At 61.2% G+C, this 18,908-nt stretch carries 18 protein-coding genes; 10 read left to right on the top strand and 8 right to left on the bottom strand.

Annotated features, from left to right (window positions below):
- Positions 1-27: 27 nt before the first annotated feature.
- A complete protein-coding gene (gene codA / locus AC3WKX_RS28070; RefSeq protein ID WP_102604544.1) occupies positions 28-1,263 on the top strand; it encodes a cytosine deaminase in 1,236 nt (411 codons plus the stop codon).
- Positions 1,264-1,265: 2 nt separating this feature from the next.
- Here the strand turns inward: codA and AC3WKX_RS28065 are convergent, their stop codons facing one another.
- The 6 genes from AC3WKX_RS28065 to AC3WKX_RS28040 form a co-directional block, all read right to left on the bottom strand.
- Positions 1,266-3,416, bottom strand: a complete 2,151-nt coding sequence (locus AC3WKX_RS28065; RefSeq protein ID WP_102604545.1) for a lipase family protein — start codon at positions 3,414-3,416, stop codon at positions 1,266-1,268.
- A gap of 11 nt (positions 3,417-3,427) precedes the next feature.
- A complete protein-coding gene (locus tag AC3WKX_RS28060) occupies positions 3,428-4,222 on the bottom strand; it encodes a hypothetical protein (protein ID WP_102604546.1) in 795 nt (264 codons plus the stop codon).
- Entirely contained in the window at positions 4,215-5,057 is an 843-nt protein-coding gene (locus AC3WKX_RS28055; RefSeq protein WP_102604547.1) for a DUF4123 domain-containing protein, read from the bottom strand. The genes AC3WKX_RS28060 and AC3WKX_RS28055 overlap by 8 nt, the downstream gene beginning before the upstream one ends.
- Positions 5,057-7,099 (bottom strand): type VI secretion system tip protein TssI/VgrG, encoded by a 2,043-nt coding sequence (tssI, locus tag AC3WKX_RS28050; protein WP_102604548.1) that lies wholly within the window; start codon positions 7,097-7,099, stop codon positions 5,057-5,059. Before tssI ends, AC3WKX_RS28055 begins: the two co-directional genes overlap by 1 nt.
- 311 nt (positions 7,100-7,410) lie before the next feature.
- Positions 7,411-8,400 carry a diaminopimelate epimerase gene (locus AC3WKX_RS28045; protein WP_102604549.1) on the bottom strand — a complete coding sequence of 330 codons (990 nt, stop codon included), beginning with the start codon at positions 8,398-8,400 and terminating at the stop codon, positions 7,411-7,413.
- A complete protein-coding gene (locus AC3WKX_RS28040; RefSeq protein ID WP_008432767.1) occupies positions 8,397-9,158 on the bottom strand; it encodes a FadR/GntR family transcriptional regulator in 762 nt (253 codons plus the stop codon). Before AC3WKX_RS28040 ends, AC3WKX_RS28045 begins: the two co-directional genes overlap by 4 nt.
- 234 nt (positions 9,159-9,392) lie before the next feature.
- Here AC3WKX_RS28040 and AC3WKX_RS28035 point away from each other — a divergent pair, with 234 nt between their 5' ends.
- Genes AC3WKX_RS28035 through AC3WKX_RS28005 form a run of 7 tightly spaced genes read left to right on the top strand, consistent with a single transcriptional unit; the run spans position 9,393 to position 15,589 of the window.
- Positions 9,393-10,133, top strand: coding sequence for an SDR family oxidoreductase (locus tag AC3WKX_RS28035; RefSeq protein WP_102604550.1), 741 nt, complete (start codon positions 9,393-9,395; stop codon positions 10,131-10,133).
- Positions 10,134-10,161: 28 nt separating this feature from the next.
- Positions 10,162-11,007: an ureidoglycolate lyase gene (locus AC3WKX_RS28030; protein WP_102604551.1), complete on the top strand. Its 846-nt coding sequence runs from the start codon at positions 10,162-10,164 to the stop codon at positions 11,005-11,007.
- Positions 11,008-11,027: 20 nt separating this feature from the next.
- Positions 11,028-12,305, top strand: coding sequence for an L-fuconate dehydratase (locus AC3WKX_RS28025; RefSeq protein WP_008432761.1), 1,278 nt, complete (start codon positions 11,028-11,030; stop codon positions 12,303-12,305).
- Positions 12,306-12,342: 37 nt separating this feature from the next.
- Positions 12,343-13,203: an amidohydrolase family protein gene (locus AC3WKX_RS28020; protein ID WP_023658957.1), complete on the top strand. Its 861-nt coding sequence runs from the start codon at positions 12,343-12,345 to the stop codon at positions 13,201-13,203.
- Positions 13,200-13,973 (top strand): L-fucose dehydrogenase, encoded by a 774-nt coding sequence (locus AC3WKX_RS28015; protein WP_102604552.1) that lies wholly within the window; start codon positions 13,200-13,202, stop codon positions 13,971-13,973. The genes AC3WKX_RS28020 and AC3WKX_RS28015 overlap by 4 nt, the downstream gene beginning before the upstream one ends.
- A complete protein-coding gene (locus tag AC3WKX_RS28010) occupies positions 13,970-14,317 on the top strand; it encodes an L-rhamnose mutarotase (RefSeq protein ID WP_003219515.1) in 348 nt (115 codons plus the stop codon). Before AC3WKX_RS28015 ends, AC3WKX_RS28010 begins: the two co-directional genes overlap by 4 nt.
- Positions 14,318-14,368: 51 nt before the next feature.
- Positions 14,369-15,589 carry a sugar MFS transporter gene (locus AC3WKX_RS28005; protein ID WP_008432753.1) on the top strand — a complete coding sequence of 407 codons (1,221 nt, stop codon included), beginning with the start codon at positions 14,369-14,371 and terminating at the stop codon, positions 15,587-15,589.
- Here AC3WKX_RS28005 and AC3WKX_RS28000 read toward each other — a convergent pair.
- Positions 15,531-16,352: an AraC family transcriptional regulator gene (locus AC3WKX_RS28000; protein ID WP_173883050.1), complete on the bottom strand. Its 822-nt coding sequence runs from the start codon at positions 16,350-16,352 to the stop codon at positions 15,531-15,533. The two genes, AC3WKX_RS28005 and AC3WKX_RS28000, sit on opposite strands and share 59 nt — an antisense overlap.
- A 92-nt stretch (positions 16,353-16,444) precedes the next feature.
- Here AC3WKX_RS28000 and AC3WKX_RS27995 point away from each other — a divergent pair, with 92 nt between their 5' ends.
- Together AC3WKX_RS27995 and AC3WKX_RS27990 are read left to right on the top strand one after the other, a co-directional pair.
- Positions 16,445-16,690, top strand: coding sequence for a hypothetical protein (locus AC3WKX_RS27995; RefSeq protein ID WP_008432748.1), 246 nt, complete (start codon positions 16,445-16,447; stop codon positions 16,688-16,690).
- A 278-nt stretch (positions 16,691-16,968) separates the two neighbouring features.
- A complete protein-coding gene (locus AC3WKX_RS27990; RefSeq protein ID WP_102604553.1) occupies positions 16,969-18,120 on the top strand; it encodes an MFS transporter in 1,152 nt (383 codons plus the stop codon).
- 46 nt (positions 18,121-18,166) lie between these two features.
- Here the strand turns inward: AC3WKX_RS27990 and AC3WKX_RS27985 are convergent, their stop codons facing one another.
- Complete coding sequence (locus AC3WKX_RS27985; RefSeq protein WP_008432744.1) at positions 18,167-18,781, bottom strand: hypothetical protein; 615 nt, start codon at positions 18,779-18,781, stop codon at positions 18,167-18,169.
- Positions 18,782-18,908 lie beyond the last annotated feature (127 nt).

Raw genomic sequence — 18,908 nt, 5'->3', positions numbered from 1 at the left:
CTGTTTTTTGCCAAGAGGAACTTGCCCATGCACATCATCAACGCCCGCCTGCGCAACCGTGAAGGCCTGCATGATCTGCACCTGGAACACGGCCGGATCGCCAGCATCACCCAACAAGGCGCTGCCCCCCTGGCAGGCCCCGACGACCTGGACGCCGCCGGCAACCTGGTGGTCCCGCCTTTCGTCGAGCCGCACATTCACCTCGATGCCACCCTGACCGCCGGCGAGCCGCGCTGGAACATGAGCGGCACCCTGTTTGAAGGCATCGAGTGCTGGGGCGAGCGCAAGGCCACCATCACCCTGGAAGACACCAAGACCCGCTCCAAAAAAACCATCCAGACCCTGGCCGCCCATGGCATCCAGCATGTGCGCACCCATGTCGACGTCACCGACCCGGACCTCACCGCGCTCAAGGCCATGCTTGAAGTACGCGAGGAAAGCGGCCACCTGATCGACCTGCAAATCGTCGCGTTCCCCCAGGAAGGCATCGAGTCCTACCGCAATGGCCGCGAGCTGATGGAAGAGGCCATTCGCCTGGGCGCCGACGTGATCGGCGGCATCCCGCACTTTGAATACACCCGTGACCAAGGGGTGAGTTCGGTGAAGTTCCTGATGGACCTGGCCGAACGCACCGGTTGCCTGGTCGATGTGCATTGCGACGAAACCGACGACCCACACTCGCGCTTTCTTGAAGTGCTGGCCGAAGAGGCGCGCAGCCGTGACATGGGCGCCCGCGTGACCGCCAGCCACACCACGGCCATGGGCTCCTACGACAATGCTTACTGCGCCAAACTCTTCCGCCTGCTGGGGCATTCGGGCATAAGCTTTGTCTCCTGCCCTACCGAAAGCATCCACTTGCAGGGCCGCTTCGACACTTTCCCCAAACGCCGCGGCGTGACCCGGGTCAACGAACTGCTGGAGGCTGGCATGAACGTCTGCTTCGGCCAGGACTCCATCGTCGACCCTTGGTACCCCTTGGGTAACGGCAACATTTTGCGAGTGCTGGAAGCCGGGTTGCATATCTGCCACATGCTTGGCTACCGCAACCTGCAAAGTGCCCTCGACCTGGTCACCGACAACAGCGCCCGGGCGATGGCCCTGGGGGATCGTTATGGCCTGGAACCGGGACGCCCGGCGAACCTGTTGATCCTGTCTGCAGACAGCGACTATGAAGTGATTCGCAGCCAGGGCTTGCCGTTGTATTCGATTCGCGCGGGCAAAGTGTTGATGAAACGCGGGCCGGCGCAGGTGGAGTTTTTGTAGGCTCATACGATTGAATCTATATCGAGGGTTTGTGGCTTTCCCCAGCCATCATCCGACTGTGGCGGGATGCTCGCCACTTGGGTGAGTACGCGATTTTGCGGGTGAGCGAACCAGCGTTTCAGGCTGGATTGCAGGGTTGGGGATGAAGCGTGGCTACCGTAGACGTCGCGGGCCTGGAGGCGGCGCCAGCGGAGGGTTGCCAGGCGGTCGCGACTGTCTTTCAGCCGGTCGACTTCCTGGCTCAAGGGGTCGTGGTGTTCGTAGCCACGCTGGTTGGCAGGGCGATGCAGATCCAGTTTCTTCCGTTGCTCCCGTAGCTGGTGCTGCATGGTGAACAGGGCTTCGTCGATCAGTTCAAACTCACGGGCAGTTACGAGGGTGCCATGGGTGTCGAGTGTTTGTTGCCAGCGGCGCAACGTGGCCCAGGCGGCGGGGATGTAGCTGACGACCATGGAGTGATGGGCACTCTGAACAAGCTGTTTGATGAGGTTGGCGCGATCCGGCATATCGCCATTGAGCCTCAATGCGCGTTTGCAGGCTGCGTCCTCAATGGATTCACAGCCAGGGGTCCACAAAACGGAGGACCGTGTACCGTCCGGTAGGAGTATCGGCATGAAGTGCTGCTGCGCGCCGTGATGCTGGTAAGGGTTGCCGGTCAGCCGTACCAGGCCCAAGGCAAACAGCAGGCCCCCGGGCGCTGGGTTACTGAATAGCACCACGGCGCCAGGAATCCAGATTTTGGCGGTGGTGTTCATCCAGGGCGCAGGCACACTCGGGACAGGGTCACTGTGATTGACGATGCGGTGGTGCACCAGAGCGGAGGCACCGTCGGTGAATTCGGAGTCGGCAGCTCGGGGGGCTCCGTAGGTGTATAGGAGGATGTTGTAGTGGGTATCTTCGGTTCGACGTAATCCCTCAGCCAGTAACAAGGCAATCGCACCGCCGAGGCTGTGCCCGCAAATCACGATGCGCTGCCCTGTATAAAATTGGTCAAGGTAGCGCCGTACAAAATCATGCATGGCTTGATAAGCCTGGTAAAAGCCTTCATGAGCCTTGCCGACACCATCAATGAAATTCACTTGATGGGCATTTACATCCCTCAGTATGTCGACTCCGCTGGCCGTGCCCCTTACGGCAATAATGATCACTTCATCGTGATGACTGATAAATGCCTGAGTATCAGTGCCATCCTTTTCGTCGTCGAAAAAGTGCAGACGTGCTGGATGTTCCTGCTCTTCACCCAACTCGGAGCGATTTTGCTGATACAACTCAGGATCGAAGGGCAAAATTTCGAAACGCAGGGAATACGGTACCTCTTCCAATAACGGATAAAAGTGTTGTACTTGCTTAGCATCGACCTTCCAGGGTTCCTGATAGCCCGATAGTCTGTCGGCAAAGAAATGACCGACGCTAGGGCCCCGTTGAAAGCTGACTTGGTCTATTGGTTTTGCTGGGGGTTCCTGTCCAAAATCGCAATAGCTCAACGTGGACATAAGTGCCAACTGATAGAGGTTCAAGGCACAGAATTGATCCTCGATGGACAGCATAGGGCGCAGTGCTCGCAATGGGCGAACCTCAAGTACTGTGTGCCGGTTGGGAAATAAAACGACACCAACCAACGTCGGCTGGGGTGGCCCGAATCCAAGGTCGGCCATCATTTTTAGTGCATGTCGCGGGGGCCGATGAGTACGGGATACGATGCGTGGCAAGTGAGCGGCGTATCGGACCAGATCACGTACTTCGACCTGATAGAACAGGTCCGTCTGATTCTTCGAAAGGCTTCGTTCGACACGCTGGCCATCGGCCCGGAGAAAGCGGGTTTGTTCCGCACGAACCTGGAGCTCGGTGATGGGTAGCTTGTAAGCCAGACGCGTCATCAAATCGGTATAAGGCTTTTCTGAACCGGAGTAGTGTTCATCCAACTTAATGACGAGCGGACCACAGTAAAAATCATCTCGCCTGGCAAAGCCCTCACCATCCAAACGACCGAAGTACTCACGCCCCGCACTGTCATAAAATGTGTAAGGCAGACCGCCGTAGGCCTTTCCGTCCCCAAACTCATCTACTAGGCAGAAACTTGCCCAATGTCCTCTTAACGAACAAGCAGGTGCCTTGTCGCTAAAAAACGGTTGCTTCCATGCATCCTGTTTCATGAATAAGCCTCCTATTCTGTACACGTTGGATAGACGTCGCATACGCGTCCATCCGGCATTTTGATAGCTTTGAAATCAGTAGTATTCCCACGGCAATACGCAAACACATCGCCCAAGCTTTCCCCCATACAGCGTCTCCAGCCTCCCGGAACGGCAACCCAGTTGTCGTCTACAGCGGGTAGCTCCTCGCTTGCTACTGCCAGCACCATCCTCAGTGTTTTCCCCTCTAACTGATCCCGTTGTACAAAGCCTCCTGCTCGTGACTTACTCGGCTGTCCAATGGCGTCCAACGAATTACACATAAGGATTTTCCTGATCGCATGCAGCGGTCCGATCGTCCTGAAAAACCACTGACACCGCCCCCATAACTCCTGAACACCCGGTTCAGGCATTCCGGCCATACCCTCTTCCAACCGATCCCGCACATTAATAATTGCGAAATCCCCCCCGACATCCGCCGACCGCTCCCCCCACTTCGCGTACATATCAAACGTAATACTGCGTAACACCAACGGGCACCCATCCACCACTTCCGTCAGTGGTACTTCAAAGCTCACCCGATGAGCCACCGGCTTGCCGAGGGTTTCAAAAACCTTGTCCTCCGGCCGCTTGCCCCGTCGTTTGGGCAGGGTGCAGGTCTCACCCGTTGCGGGCCGGTAAGCCGCATCACTCTTGAAGCGAAAATTCGCCGGCAAATCGACTTCCAGGATGAAACTGTCCGCCGGCTTCATCGCACAGCCAGAAACACCCAGCCCGCCACAAACGAGCAGCCCTCGCCACACGCCCGACATAATTCCCCTACGCATCCTGCTGCTCCCGCTCCACCCGACGCCACTCCCCAACCACCCGCTGAAAATGATCCTCCGCCACTTCTCCCTGCATCGGTTGCCATCGAACAAGCACGTCCCCAGTGGCCTCCACCAAGCGCCGCACGACCAAAAACTCCAGCTGTTCCGGCCTGTCCCATTGCCAGGCCCGCGCCTGCTCCAGCACCTGCGCCAACCAGATTCTCGGGTCTTGAAATTCAACCAGTGCGCTCAACGCCTCGCTGTACTCGGCCAGCAGGTAACGCAGGATATTGGCTTGCAGAATCACTCCCGCCTGGGGATTCGGCACCTCCAGCCACGGCGCAGGATCGGGTACCGGATACGCCCCCGGAGCCGGGTTATCGACACAACTCCAACGCTCACCCTGCCAGTAACACACGCCGATCAGCGGCCCGAGAAAAACAGGCCAGTCCCGAGCAGGCAGGTGAACCAAGGCCCGCGCCAAGGTGCGGTTATCGTGGAAGCGGTACAGCGCCTGACTGCCCGCCGATCCCACCACCAACCTGTCGCGCCAGTGCCGGGTAACACCCGATAAATCATCACCAGGCAGGCTGCCCAACCAGCCCCAATTACGCTGAGGGTTTTGCAGCAAACCCACCAATGCGGGCTCGCTGACATGGTCGAGCAACAGGAGCATCGGCCCATCCGCTGCCATTTCCGATGCGACGGTTTCACCAAAGAGGCAGCGATACTCAGCGACCGTGCGTGTCGCCAGCAGTACCCCACGCGCATCGCTTTCACCCTGTAGAACCAGGCACAGGCGGCGCCCTGCCTGCTGCTGTTCAGCCATCCACTGGCCAGGCGCGATCTCCATCAAGCCGCCCTCCCCGTGGATTCGCACAGGCCTTCACGGCAGCGCTCGCACACTGGACAGAAGTCCGCATCCAGTCTTCTGGCCATCTCCATGACTGCGCCTTGGATAACCGAAACCTTCGGCCCATCCGCTGCAAATGCGGACGAAGCAGCCACGTCACCCGGTCCAACTGGGTTGGCTGTGCGAATCACGGCAGGCACACCGCCCAACGTGATCGGCCGACTGCTGAAAATCCCGCCGGCCTGAATCAGCAAATGCTCACCACCGGCCTTGAAGCTCAACTGCGCACCGGCATCGATAACCAGATTGGCCCCCGCCTTCAGATGGACCTGTTGCCCCGCTTCGATCACCAGGGTCTGGCCGACAAGGGTCTGGCTGTTGCCCTGCACGTGCAAGTGATCATCAGCCCCAAGCCGAACCTTGCGGTCGCCGGCGATGCTGCGGTGTTCCTCGCCTCCCAGGGTGGTGGCACTCAAGCCGTGGATGGTTTCCCGACGTTCGCCCACCACCTCCAGCCGACTGTCGTGGCCGACCTGCTGCTCCAGATCGCGTTGGGCGCGCAGGTAGATGAGTTCCTGGCCGCTGCGGTCCTCAAGGTGCAGCTCGTTGGCCCCCGTCCCGCTCGGCGAACTGCGGCTGCGCAGCACACTGCGGGTCTTGTGTTGGGGCAACGGATAGGCAACAGGCTGCAAGGTATTGGGCAGGCAACCATTGATCACTGGCCGGTCTGGATCACCTTCCAGGAACGTCACCAGTACCTCCATGCCCACACGCGGGATCATCACCGCGCCATAGCTGTCACCCGCCCATCCGGACGCCACACGCACCCAGCAGCTGCTCTTGTCGTCGTGCTGGTCCAGGCGGTCCCAATGAAAGCGAATTTTCACCCGGCCGTGAGCGTCGCAATGCACGTCTTCACCCTCGGGCCCGGTGACGGTTGCGGTCTGGCTGCCACTGATACGCGGTTTGACGTGCTTGAGCGGCGGGCGGTAAGCGGCGCGCCAGGGCGTTGCGGTAAATCGATTGCGGTAGCCGTGGAATGCCTCGACATCCACCACCGCCTCCTCCAGCACCTGCGGTTGATAGCCTTCGTGACGTACGCCGGTGATCAGCCACAAGTCATTACAGGTGCGGTCCGGATGGCCGCGCAGTTCCAGGAAATGCCCGCTGCGCAAAGCCGGCTGGTCACTGCGGCCCAGGGCCCGATGACGGTCGCGTTGATGACGTTCCAGGCCACGCCGGGCCAACTGCGAACCTCGCAGATGCCCCGTGAATCCCGCAGGGTATTGATAGTCTTCAAGTGCCGGGAAAGATCCGGCCTGCTCCTGCAAGCGCAGCGACGGATGTTCGAAGTCGTAGTCACGCAGAACAACCTGAGCACTGCGCGTGGCCAGGCGCACATCGAAACGCTGGATCACCAGCGTTTCGGCAGCCGGGCCTCCGGCCGGGCAGTAGCGTTGCGCCGGCAAACGACGAAACACCGTCTGGTCATCACCCAACACCAGTACATGGGCGTCTGCACTGTGGCGAAAGTGGTAGTGAATGCCCTCTTCCTCGCACAGCCGCTGGATAAAGTGCAGGTCGGTTTCCGCGTATTGCACACAGAACGTACGCGGTGGGTAAACCACCGGCCCCAGTTCGAAGGTATAGGCATCAGCAAGGATGCCGTGCTGCTCAAGCACTGCCGCGATAATTTGCGGCACGCTGCGCTGCTGGAAAATCCGCTGGTCGCAACGATGGGCCAGGTACGCCACGCGCGGCGCAAGGGTGAGGTGGTAGCGGGTCAGCCGCTGCCCCGGGCCTTCCCGGCCAATGCTGTAGATTTGCCCGTGCAGGCCTTCACCGGGCTCGCCAAAATCCAGATAGGCCGGTTGGTGAAGTAACTTCTCCAGATCCAGGCTGGGGTTTTCACTGACCCACTGCACTTCAATGAAAAAAGGCTGGTCAATCGTTTCGCTGCCTTTAAAAGCCAGCACCTGAAATGCCTGGTTCATTCCTGCAACGACCAGTTTGAAACGTGACGAAACAAGCGTATTGAACATCCGTTGTTACCCGCCATTCATTGTCGAGCTGAACTAACTTCTCCCGTAAAACGCAGATAAAGCCACTCAATTCGAAGCCGATAAAAAGTGCCTGAACCCCAGGAATACTAGCGATTTCAGGCGAAATTCGGCCGCCTCAAAATAAAAAAGAAGATTCGTACATTGATAGTGGAAGGGTCTTTTATAAATACAGAAATGCAGTTAAACAGCCAGTACTGACTAACGAGAATACTCTTACACCACCATTCACCAGAGCTGCTTATTTATAGAGAAACAGCTGACAAAGATGATTAAGCCCGCCACTGCCTTTTTCAAACTTCCTGCAGCCGCGCAGTCCCGAACAGGCTAACGCTCGGCAACTCACCCGGCTCTGCTTGCAACCGTACGGGTGCGGTACCGCCCGGCATCACCACCGCCACCTGACCCGCCGTCACCCATCCTACAGACCAGGCGGCGCATGCCACCGCACTGGCGCTGGTCCCGGAGGACGCCGTGGGCCCCTCACCACGCTCAAACACCCGCGCGATCACGCGATTGCCTGAATCCCGGGCGACCCATTGCAGGTTGACCCCGGAAATACAAGGTTGGCCGGCCCCGGCAGGTGGTGCGAAAGCAATCGCCCTCAGCGGATCGAACCAGGCTGATCGATGCAGCTGGGCGTTGTCCGGCAACGCTGACGCGTCCTGTACCAGCGTCACACAATGCGGGTTGCCCACACGCACAAACTGGCTGTGATTCCACTCGGGGTTGAGCGCAGCCAGTGGCGAAACATGGCTCACCTCAGTTCCCTCAAGCGAGACCGCGCCCACACCAACAGCCCCTACCGCCAAAGGCCCGAACTCGGGACGCCCCAGCGCCAGCCAAAAGCCCTGCACCTGTTCGTACTCCGCCGGCTCAACCCGCGTAACCACCGGCGACAGTGCGTCTGTCTTGTCGTGATGCACCCGCAACTCACAGCCTTGCGCCATCAATCCCTGGTCGGTCAACGACTGGGCAAAGATCGTCAGGCCATTGCCACTGCGTTCGGCCAGGGAACCGTCGGTGTTGACGATCAACAGGTCAAAAGGCGGCGCGGCCTGGAACGGCCCCACCAACAAACCGTCACAACGATGCGCCTTGGCCTCGGCCGGGCGCGGCAACTCATCCCAACCGCACTCGGCGGCAATCGCCGCCAACGCCCAAACACCTCGGGTGCCAGCGGCCAAGTCGGCACGGTCCGGCACGTCGATACCCTTGCTGCGTAACTGCGCCGGGCTTACCACCCCGTAGATATTCCCGCGGGCGTCGTAGAACAGGGTCATTGCGCAGTCCGCATAAAGATTCGTACCACCTCTTCCAGGTGCTTGCGCATCGCCTGTCGCGCACCCTCCACGTCTCGCAATTCCAGTGCATCGAGGATCTTGCGGTGCTCGTCTTCCGAGCGATGGGGCATGTCGTCCGAGGTGTAATGCGCCTGCAACCGCTGGAACATGCTGCCGTAACGATGCCCCAGCAAATGCGCAATCATCAACGCATACGCCGGATTGCCCGAGGCCTGGGCGATGCGAATGTGAAACAGGCGATCGCCCGGATGGGTATGGGAGCCGTCGCGGTTGTCCTGCACATTACGCTCGAAGGCCTCGCGGATCCCCGCCAGCTCTTCGTCGGTGGCATGTTTGGCGGCCAGAGCGGCGGCTTCCGGCTCAATCAGGCGACGGGCCTGGAGCAGGGAAAACGGTGGAATCTCGGCATTGAAGTCGACGTGCAGGTTGAGTTCCGGATCGAACTCTTTCCATTGATCCCGGGTGGCCTGGGCCATCACCGGTTCCTGGCTGACTGTCGGTTGCACGGGTTCACACACCAGCACGCCGTTGCCCACCCGCACGTCTACCAGGCCGATCACCTCCAGGGCAATCATCGCCTCACGCACGGAAGCGCGACTCACGCCCAGCAGTTTGGCAAGTTCACGCTCAGCGGGAAGTCGACTGCCCGGCGGAAATTCTCCGCTGTCGATCAACGCCCGCAACTGGTCGGCAATCTGTCGATAAAGACGTTGGTTATCAATCACTTGAAATGGCATCTAGGCTCAGCTCGATTCATGCACAGCACGGTCAAAGCGATCAACCCGCAAAAAAGCCGCTTGTTGACCGGGATGACCCATGCTAAAAATTGGATCAATGGCCTGACCATTGGATCGTTTCCAGTGTGCTGATCATAGCAAACCCACCAGGGTTCGCTATGCCGCAGATGCAGGTGTTTCACGCTCTCAATGGCCTGACCATTGAGCCAATAACAATAGTCAAGGGAGTCTGTCATGGACCTCACCGGTAAACGCGTGCTGATCACCGCCGCCGCCCAGGGCATTGGCCGCGCCAGCGTCGAAGCCTATCTGGCGGCAGGGGCTGAAGTGATTGCAGCCGACATCAATCAACAGGCGCTCGCTGACTTGTCGGGCGCGCAAACGGTCTTGCTCGACGTCACCGACGCCAGCGCTATTCAACGCCTTGCTGCCGAGATCGGCCCGCTCGATGTGCTGTTCAACTGCGCAGGCGTGGTGCATGCCGGCAATATCCTCGAATGCCCGGAAAGCGACTGGACGTTTGCCCTCGACCTGAACGTCACCGCCATGTACCGCATGATCCGCGCGTTTCTGCCGGGGATGCTGGCGGCGGGCGGCGGCTCGATCATCAACATGTCGTCGGTGGCCTCCAGCCTCAAGGGCGTGCCCAACCGCTTTGCCTATTGCGCCAGCAAGGCGGCCGTCATCGGCCTGACCAAATCCGTCGCGGCCGACTTTGTTACCCAGCGCATCCGCTGCAACGCTATCTGCCCGGGCACCGTGGAGTCGCCTTCGCTGCAGCAACGCATCGTCGAACAAGCCCGCCATGAAGGCCGTCAACAGGACGAGGTGTACGCCGCATTCACCGCCCGCCAGCCGATGGGACGCCTGGGCACGCCCCAGGAAATTGCCCAGCTGGCGCTTTACCTTGGCGCCGATGCCAGCGCGTTTACCACCGGCACCACCCAGATCATTGACGGCGGCTGGAGCAACTGACCGCCCACTTCCAATAAGAGGATTGCTCATGAAATTGCTGCGCTATGGTGAAAAAGGTCAGGAACGCCCGGCCCTGCTGGACGCTGATGGACGTCTGCGTGACCTGTCCGCCCACATCAGTGATATCGCCGGTGACGCCCTGCTCCCGCAAAACCTCGCTCGCCTGCAAGAACTCGACCCCGCGAGCCTGCCCCTGGTACCGGGCAATCCGCGTTTGGGCGCCTGTGTCGGCCAGGTAGGCAAATTCATCTGCATCGGCCTGAACTACGCCGATCACGCTGCCGAAACCGGCGCCCCCATCCCTGACGAACCGATCATCTTCAACAAGTGGACCAGCGCCATCGTCGGCCCCAACGACAACATCGAAATCCCCCGCCACTCCACCAAGACCGACTGGGAAGTGGAGTTGGGCGTGGTGATCGGCCAGGGTGGCCGCTACATCGAGGAAAGCCAGGCCATGCAGCACGTGGCCGGCTACTGCGTGATCAACGATGTCTCCGAGCGCGAGTTCCAGCTGGAACGCGGCGGCACCTGGGACAAGGGCAAGGGCTGCGACACCTTCGGCCCGCTCGGCCCCTGGCTGGTCAGCCGCGATGAGATCGCCGACCCGCACCAACTGTCGATCTGGCTGGAAGTCGACGGCCACCGCTACCAGAACGGCAACACCCGCACGATGATTTTCCAGATCCCCAAACTGATCAGCTACCTCAGCCAGTTCATGAGCCTGCAACCGGGGGATGTGATTTCCACCGGCACCCCGCCCGGTGTCGGCCTGGGGATCAAGCCCACGCCGGTCTACCTCAAGCCCGGGCAAAAAATCCGCCTGGGTATCGAAGGCCTCGGCGAACAGAACCAGACCACGGTCGACGCCTGACAAGAGACTAGGAGCCGTTCATGACTACCATTACCGCGATTCGCGTCGAAGATATCCGCTTTCCTACGTCCCAGTCCCTGGACGGTTCCGACGCCATGAACCCGGACCCGGACTACTCGGCCGCCTATGTGATTTTGCAGACCGACAACCCGGCCCTTGAAGGCCATGGCCTGACCTTCACCATCGGCCGTGGCAACGAGATTTGCTGCGCGGCGATCCAGGCCATGCAGCCGCTGCTGGTGGGCTTGACCCTGGAATGGATCGCCGAAGACATGGGCCGCTTCTGGCGGCATGTCACCAGTGACAGCCAGCTGCGCTGGATCGGCCCGGACAAGGGCGCAATCCACCTGGCCACCGGCGCGATCGTCAATGCCGCGTGGGACTTGTGGGCCAAGGCCGAAGGAAAACCCCTGTGGCGCCTGGTCGCCGACATGAGCCCGGAACAGCTGGTGCGCTGCATCGATTTCCGCTACATCACCGACTGCATCACCTCCAGCGAAGCCCTGGCCTTGCTGCGCCAACGCGCCGAAGGCAAGGCTGAACGCCTGGCCGACCTGCAAGCCAACGGCTACCCCTGCTACACCACCTCCGCCGGCTGGCTCGGTTACGGCGACGAAAAGCTGCGCAGGCTGTGCCAGGAAGCGGTGGATGCCGGCTTCAACCACGTCAAGCTCAAGGTCGGCCACGACTTGCAGGATGACCTGCGGCGCGTACGCATCGCCCGCGAAGTATTGGGCCCGGACCGCCAATTGATGATTGACGCCAACCAGGTGTGGGAAGTCGACACCGCCATCGATTGGGTGCGCGAATTGGCGTTTGCCAAGCCGTGGTTCATCGAGGAACCCACCAGCCCCGACGATATCGAGGGCCATCGCAAGATTCGCCTGGGCGTGGCGCCGGTCAAGGTCGCCACCGGCGAAATGTGCCAGAACCGGATCATCTTCAAGCAATTGATCATGCGCGAAGCCATTGATGTGGTGCAGATTGACGCCTGCCGCCTGGGTGGGGTGAACGAGGTGCTGGCAGTGATGCTGATGGCGGCCAAATATGGCCTGCCCGTGTGCCCGCATGCCGGCGGTGTCGGGCTTTGCGAGTACGTGCAGCACCTGTCGATGATCGACTACCTGTGCATTGCCGGCACCCACGAAGGCCGGGTGATCGAGTATGTCGACCATTTGCACGAGCATTTCGAGGAACCTTGCGTGGTGCGCGGTGCGGCCTATCTGCCGCCGAAGGCGCCGGGCTTTTCGATCCAGATGAAAGCCGCGTCCCGGGAGCAATACCGCCACCGGCCGTGAGCTGAACCGCAATTTGAATGGACGGAGCACAATAACAATGTCGTCCCCATCACCTTTGAGGCTCGATGCGCACCAGCATTTCTGGCGCTACCGGGCCGCTGATTATCCGTGGATCGGTACGGCTGAGGCTGACCTGCGGCGGGACTTTCTCCCACAGGACTTGCGGCCGTTGCTCGACGCTGCCGACCTGGATGGCTGCATTGCCGTGCAAGCCCGCGCCGGTGAGCAGGAAACCGACGCGCTGCTGGAAATGGCGCGGCAGCACCCATGGATACTCGGCGTCGTCGGCTGGGTCGACCTGTGCGACCCACGCCTGGAACAGCACCTGGAACAGTGGCGCGACGCACCGGGACTCAAGGGCTTTCGGCATCAGATTCAGGATGAGCCTACGCCTGCCAGCTTTATGGCCGACGCCAGGTTCTCCCGTGGCCTGCAGCACCTGCAGCAACAAGGCTACGTCTACGAGGTGCTGATCCGCTGCGCCGACCTCGACGCCGCGACAGCCCTGTGCCAGCGTCACGACCGGCATCATCTGGTGCTGGACCACCTGGGCAAACCGGACATCGCCAACGGCCCCGTCGGTTGGGCCGAACACCTGGCGCCACTGGCCGCCCTGCCCCACGTCAGTTGCAAGCTGTCGGGCCTGCTCACCGAAGCCGGGCCCGAGCAACGCAACGCCCGAGCCCTGCGCCCCTACATCGAACTGGCGCTGGAATTGTTCGGCGCCGAGCGCCTGATGTTCGGTTCGGACTGGCCGGTGTGCCTGCTGGCCGGGGAATACCAGGGCACCTGCCAATTGCTGCAACAGACCCTCGGCCCACTGTCGCCCGATGAACAGCAAGCCATCTGGGGCGGCACGGCCCAGCGGGTCTATCACCTTGAAGGAAACTGCCCATGAATCTGCATTTGCAGGACCGCGTGATCATCGTCACCGGCGGCGGCTCGGGGATTGGCGCCGCCATTTCCCTGGGATTGATTGCCGAAGGCGCAATCCCGGTAATTTTCGGCCATCAACCGTTGTCGCCGGCCTTCGCGGCCGAGCTTGAGCAGCACGGTCAAAGCCACTTCATCCGTGTCGAGTTGCGCGATGAGGACGCCTGCCGCGCAGCCGTCAACGAAGTGTTGCGACATTTCGGACGCATCGACGGCCTGGTGAACAACGCCGGGGTCAACGACGGCGTGGGCCTGGATGCGGGCCGTGCAGCGTTCGTCGAATCCCTGGAAAAGAACCTGATTCATTACTACTTGATGACCCACTTGTGCCTCGATGCCCTCAAGGCCAGCCGCGGGGCAATCGTGAATATCAGCTCCAAGACGGCCCTCACCGGCCAGGGCGGTACCAGCGGTTATACCGCCGCAAAAGGTGCGCAGCTGTCACTGACCCGGGAATGGGCCGCCTCCTTGCTGGAGTTCGGCATCCGGGTCAATGCCGTGGTGCCCGCCGAGGTGCTGACGCCGCTGTATCAACGCTGGATCGACGGCTTCGACAACCCCGAGGCCAAGCTCGCCGCCATCGTCGAAAAAATCCCCTTGGGCAAACGGATGACCACTCCCGAGGAAATTGCCGACAGCGTGCTGTTCCTGCTCTCACCCCGCGCCTCCCACACCACCGGACAGTGGCTGGTGGTGGATGGAGGCTACACCCACCTCGACCGGGCGCTGACATGAGCGGCCAACGTTACTGCCTGGCGCTGGACCTGATCGACGATGCGGCATTGATCGCCGAGTACCAGCAGCTGCATCGACGCATCTGGCCTGCCGTGGCAGAGCATCTGCGCAGCCAGCAAATCCTGGAAATGCAGATCTGGCGCCTGGGCACGCGGCTGTTCATGGTCATGGACACCGCGGCCGGGTTCAGCTTCGAAGGGCTGGACCACGCTGCACGCGCCAACCCCGACGTGCAAGCCTGGGAAACCCTGATGTGGCGCTTCCAGGCCCCCACGCCGTGGACTGACCCCGGCGGCAAATGGCAGCCCCTGGAGCAGATTTTCTGCCTCACCGACCAACCCTGATAACCGCTGCATCGCACGCCTTGATCCCATAAAAACAACAGGAGAAGCGTCATGTTAAGCAAAGATACACACCTGCCAGGCACCCGTGCCGTGCCGACCTATCGCTGGGCGCTGATGCTGGTGACCAGTCTGTTTTTCCTCTGGGGCTTGTCCTACGGTTTGCTCGACGTACTGAACAAGCACTTCCAGGAAGTCCTGCACGTCAGCAAGGCCCAGTCCGGGCTGTTGCAAAGCGCCTATTTCGGCGCGTACTTCCTGATTGCCCTGCCGGCCGGGTTGTTGATGGACCGCCACGGCTACAAGGCCGGGATCCTGCTGGGCCTGTGCCTGTATGCGACGGGCGCGCTGCTGTTCATGCCGGCGGCTGCGGCGGCGAGCTTTCCGTTTTTCCTGTTCGCGCTGTTTGTCATCGCCTGCGGCCTGGGCTGCCTGGAGACCGCTGCCAACCCCTATGCCACGGTGCTGGGCGAACCCCAGGGCGCCGAGCGGCGGTTGAACCTGGCGCAATCATTCAATGGCCTTGGCCAGTTCTTCGGCCCGCTGATTGGCGGCGCGATGTTCTTCAGCGCCGGCAGCACACCGGCCTCGGACATGAGTTCGTTGCAGACCACCTACGTGGTGATCGCGGTCCTGGTACTGCTGGTGGCGCTGCTGATCGCCCGCACGCCGCTGCCGGATTTGCGCGCGCAGGAACAGGCACTGCAACCGACGGCCGGCAAGGGTCTGTGGCAGCACCGGGAGTTTGTCGGTGGGGTGATCACGCAGTTTTTCTATGTGGCGGCCCAGGTCGGAGTCGGCGCATTTTTCATCAACTACGTCACCGAGCATTGGGCACAGATGGGCAATCAGCAAGCCGCCTATCTGCTGTCGATCGCAATGCTGGCCTTCATGTTCGGGCGCTTTTTCAGTACCTGGCTGATGGGCCGGGTCAGCGCGCAGAAGCTGCTGCTGATTTATGCGCTGATCAATATCGCGTTGTGCGGCCTGGTGGTGATCGGCCTGGAAGGTATCTCGGTGATCGCGCTGATCGCGGTGTTCTTCTTCATGTCGATCATGTTCCCGACGCTGTTCGCCATGGGCGTGAAGAACCTCGGGCCGCACACCAAGCGCGGCAGTTCGTTCATGATCATGGCGATCGTCGGCGGCGCCCTGATGCCCTACTTGATGGGCAAGGTGGCGGACAACAGCACGGTGGCGCTGGCTTACCTGTTGCCTATGGGGTGTTTCGTGATTGTGGCGGTGTATGCCCGTAGTCGCTTGCGCCATCCGTGAAGTACCGCCCCGGCGTCGTCCCGAACGTACGCCGGAACATCGCAATAAAGGCACTGACGTTTTCATAACCCAGGTCCAGCGCAACCCGGGTCACGGGTGCATGCGCCGCCAGCAACTCCAGGGCGCGCAACAACCGTGCGCGCTGGCGCCACTGGCTGAAGGTGAACCCGGTCTCGGCAACAAACCGCCGGGCCAGGGTGCGCGGCGAGACACCGGCCCACTGCGCCCAGTGTTCCAGCAGGCGGTTGTCGTCGGGACTGTCGGCCAGCGCCTGGGCGATGCGCAACAGGCGCGGGTCCCGGGGCAGCGGCAAGCCGAATGGCTCCTTGGGCAACCCGGCGATTTCATCAAGGATCACCTGGGCGATCCGTGACTGAGGCGGCTCGAGCAGCGGCTGGCTCCAGGTTGCCGCGCGCCTGACGGCTTCCAGCAACAAGGCCGACGTGGCGATAACGCACGTCTGTCGGGGCAGCCTTGCACACGCCTGGGGTTCGACATACACACTCCAGCCATCAAACGGCCCGTGGGAACGCAAGGCGTGGGAACAATCGGGGGCAATCCACACCGCGTGGGTGGCCGGTACTACCCAATGCTGGTGCGCCGCCTGCACCGACAACAACCCGCGCTGGGCTCCGAGCAATTGCCCGCGGGCATGCTGATGAAGGGCCGTGGTGCGTGCTACCGGACTGCTGCGCAACGTCGCCACCAGCAACGGACCGCCGATCGCATTGGCGAGCTGGGCTGAAACGAGTGTTGACGGCATATGGCAGCTTTACCGTATTGAATGACCTGGATAAGGCAGTGTAGCCATTTGCGCACGCCCAGACTGCGGATTCATTCATTGAGGGCTCCGCCATGCGTGCAGAAGACGTGCTTCCCGACCATCTCGACCAAGGCCAATTCAATGGCGTGACCGTGCGCAAGGGCACGGTGGGCGCATTCCTCGCCAACGCCAGAACCTGGTGCGATCCGGCCACCCCGGACGAGCAGCGCTTGCTGGCCGAACAGGACATCCTGCAAGCCCTCCCCGCCCTGCAGGCCCTGGGCTTGTTTGAAGTGTTGCAGGTGCGGGATGGCAAACTGGCGCGGCTGCTGAAGTGAGAGGATCGGCCTGGAAGGTGGTAATCCGTCGCTGGAAGCCCGGGGTTCACCAGTTCTCGCGGGGATTACGCACCTTCCAGGCCACCTCGCACCTCAAGTGGTTACTTGTCCTACGAACTGATAGTGGTTGGAAAGGCCCGTCGCGTTCCATGATCCTGGAAAAAATGTTTGGCCCTGTGTTCAGGCATGCCAAGGGAACCCGGCTCGCTCGATACGGCCTGATGTGCAAGGATGTTGCGCTGCACATCGTTCGTTGAACGCAAAACCAAGGATTTTTCATGACCGCCATCAGCACCCCAGCGCCCGTGGTACCCGGGCGGCTGGAACAAATGTCGACCCGCATCGCGTTTTTCATCGCCGGCTTCGGCATCGCCGCCTGGGCACCACTGGTGCCTTATGCCAAGGCCCGCGCCCAACTCAATGAGGGCACCCTCGGCCTTTTGCTGTTGTGCCTGGGGGTGGGCTCGATGATCGCGATGCCGGTCGCCGGGGCCCTGGCGTCGCGCTACGGTATCCGGCGAGTGGCCACCGGCGGCACCCTCCTGATCTGCCTGGGCCTGCCGATGCTGGCCACCGTCACCTCGATTCCCTTGCTGATGGCCGCGCTGTTTGTGTTTGGTGCCGGCCTGGGCACGGTGGACTCCACGGTCAACCTGCAAGCGGTGATGGTCGAACGGGCCAGCGGCAAGACCATGATGTCGGGCTTCCACGGGCTGTTCAGCCTGGGCGGGATCGTCGGGGCGGCAGGTGTCAGCGGGCTGCTGGGGTTGGGCTGGTCGCCGTTGCAGGCCACCCTCGCCGTGATCGTCGTCATCGTAGTGGCCTTGCTCAAGGCCGGGCCACACCTGCTGCCTTACGGCAGTGAAAGCTCCGGGCCGGCCTTTGCCGTGCCCCACGGCGTGGTGCTGTTTATCGGCTGCCTGTGCTGCATCGTGTTTCTTGCCGAAGGCGCCGTGCTGGACTGGAGCGCGGTGTTCCTGAGCGCCGAGCGCGGCCTTGACGAAGCCTATGCGGGCCTTGGCTACGCAGCCTTTGCCTTGACCATGACCGTCGGGCGCCTTACCGGCGACAGGATAGTTCGCCGCCTGGGCGCAACCCGGGTGATTGTATTCGGTGGCGCGCTCGCCGCCGGCGGCATGCTGTTGGCGACGCTATTACCTGCGTGGGAAACCGCCCTGCTGGGGTATGCGTTGGTCGGTGCCGGGTGTTCGAACATCGTACCGGTGCTGTACACCGCCGTCGGCAAGCAGACCGTCATGCCGGAACACATTGCGGTGCCCGCCATCACCACCCTGGGCTACACCGGCATTCTCGCCGGCCCTGCGGTGATCGGCTTCATCGCCCATGGCAGCAGCTTGAGCGCTGCCTTTGTGCTGATTGCCGTACTGCTGATCGGTGTGGCGATCAGCGGGAAAATACTGCGGGTCTGACCACCCAGCCCCATCACGCCTCGTACATTGAGGCGTCAACCCGGGGTCATTTGGCTTTCTGGAGTTCCAGCCAGCGATCAAGGGTTTTGTTGCTGAGCCAGCCCGCCTGGTGATGGCTGCCGAAAATTCGCCGACCGCTGTCGGCGGTGTTTTCCAGCGACCGCAACAAGCCCGGCCGGTCCACAAGGTTTTTCGCCATATACACCTGCTGTTCGTCGTATTTCTTCTTCGGTAGCCCCGTGGCCGGGTCCAGTACAACTTGGCCATGGCTGTCGAGCTCATCCGGGTCTTTGCTCATCATCGCCAGCACCTCGATATTGACGTAGCAGATCTGCTCGAAAAACCCCATGCGGTCCCGCGACCGGTCCCGTAACTCGGTGAACATTTCCTTGAACAGACGGACGAGATCGGCATTGTTTTTTGTGTGGAAAGGGTCCGGGCTGAAGGCACTGGGATCGCTGTTGCCGAACACGACGTTCTCGGCCTGTGCCAGGCTTTCGCGGGTGATGTAGCCGTCCTGGTCGAGGATCGCATCGATCAGGCGCGGACGCTGGATGATCGCCTTGGCAAGCAGGATAGCGCTGTCGGCCTCTCGGCTGGCACCGAGCTTTTTACTGGCGATTCGTTGCAGTGAAGACAGCTTCAGTCCGTCAGTTCTCATGGAGTTTTTTCAGCATGGCAAATTGGGCGTTCGCCGCGCTCACCAAATCGCTGTCCGGCAAACGAATGTAGGGATTGGGCCCGCGGAGGCGGCTGGCCACTTCGTTCTGAAGCCCCAGGTGTTGCAG

The organism is Pseudomonas sp. GP01-A4 (genome assembly GCF_058780865.1).
The sequence above is the reverse complement of the archived record's forward strand: the minus strand, read 5'-3'. Positions and strand labels throughout refer to the sequence as shown.

What these genes read in the sequence shown, in the direction of transcription:
- AC3WKX_RS28045 (WP_102604549.1), bottom strand. Translation starts at nt 8,400, where the DNA reads ATGACCCTGTTCTACGACGCCCGCGGGAATATCTACGGGGTGGTAAGC.
- AC3WKX_RS28010 (WP_003219515.1), top strand. Translation starts at nt 13,970, where the DNA reads ATGAGCGGCCAACGTTACTGCCTGGCGCTGGACCTGATCGACGATGCG.
- AC3WKX_RS28020 (WP_023658957.1), top strand. Translation starts at nt 12,343, where the DNA reads ATGTCGTCCCCATCACCTTTGAGGCTCGATGCGCACCAGCATTTCTGG.
- AC3WKX_RS28005 (WP_008432753.1), top strand. Translation starts at nt 14,369, where the DNA reads ATGTTAAGCAAAGATACACACCTGCCAGGCACCCGTGCCGTGCCGACC.
- AC3WKX_RS28040 (WP_008432767.1), bottom strand. Translation starts at nt 9,158, where the DNA reads ATGCCATTTCAAGTGATTGATAACCAACGTCTTTATCGACAGATTGCC.
- AC3WKX_RS28030 (WP_102604551.1), top strand. Translation starts at nt 10,162, where the DNA reads ATGAAATTGCTGCGCTATGGTGAAAAAGGTCAGGAACGCCCGGCCCTG.
- AC3WKX_RS28015 (WP_102604552.1), top strand. Translation starts at nt 13,200, where the DNA reads ATGAATCTGCATTTGCAGGACCGCGTGATCATCGTCACCGGCGGCGGC.
- AC3WKX_RS28000 (WP_173883050.1), bottom strand. Translation starts at nt 16,352, where the DNA reads ATGCCGTCAACACTCGTTTCAGCCCAGCTCGCCAATGCGATCGGCGGT.
- AC3WKX_RS27995 (WP_008432748.1), top strand. Translation starts at nt 16,445, where the DNA reads ATGCGTGCAGAAGACGTGCTTCCCGACCATCTCGACCAAGGCCAATTC.
- AC3WKX_RS28035 (WP_102604550.1), top strand. Translation starts at nt 9,393, where the DNA reads ATGGACCTCACCGGTAAACGCGTGCTGATCACCGCCGCCGCCCAGGGC.
- AC3WKX_RS27990 (WP_102604553.1), top strand. Translation starts at nt 16,969, where the DNA reads ATGACCGCCATCAGCACCCCAGCGCCCGTGGTACCCGGGCGGCTGGAA.
- AC3WKX_RS27985 (WP_008432744.1), bottom strand. Translation starts at nt 18,781, where the DNA reads ATGAGAACTGACGGACTGAAGCTGTCTTCACTGCAACGAATCGCCAGT.
- AC3WKX_RS28055 (WP_102604547.1), bottom strand. Translation starts at nt 5,057, where the DNA reads ATGGAGATCGCGCCTGGCCAGTGGATGGCTGAACAGCAGCAGGCAGGG.
- AC3WKX_RS28025 (WP_008432761.1), top strand. Translation starts at nt 11,028, where the DNA reads ATGACTACCATTACCGCGATTCGCGTCGAAGATATCCGCTTTCCTACG.
- AC3WKX_RS28065 (WP_102604545.1), bottom strand. Translation starts at nt 3,416, where the DNA reads ATGAAACAGGATGCATGGAAGCAACCGTTTTTTAGCGACAAGGCACCT.
- codA (WP_102604544.1), top strand. Translation starts at nt 28, where the DNA reads ATGCACATCATCAACGCCCGCCTGCGCAACCGTGAAGGCCTGCATGAT.
- AC3WKX_RS28060 (WP_102604546.1), bottom strand. Translation starts at nt 4,222, where the DNA reads ATGCGTAGGGGAATTATGTCGGGCGTGTGGCGAGGGCTGCTCGTTTGT.
- tssI (WP_102604548.1), bottom strand. Translation starts at nt 7,099, where the DNA reads ATGTTCAATACGCTTGTTTCGTCACGTTTCAAACTGGTCGTTGCAGGA.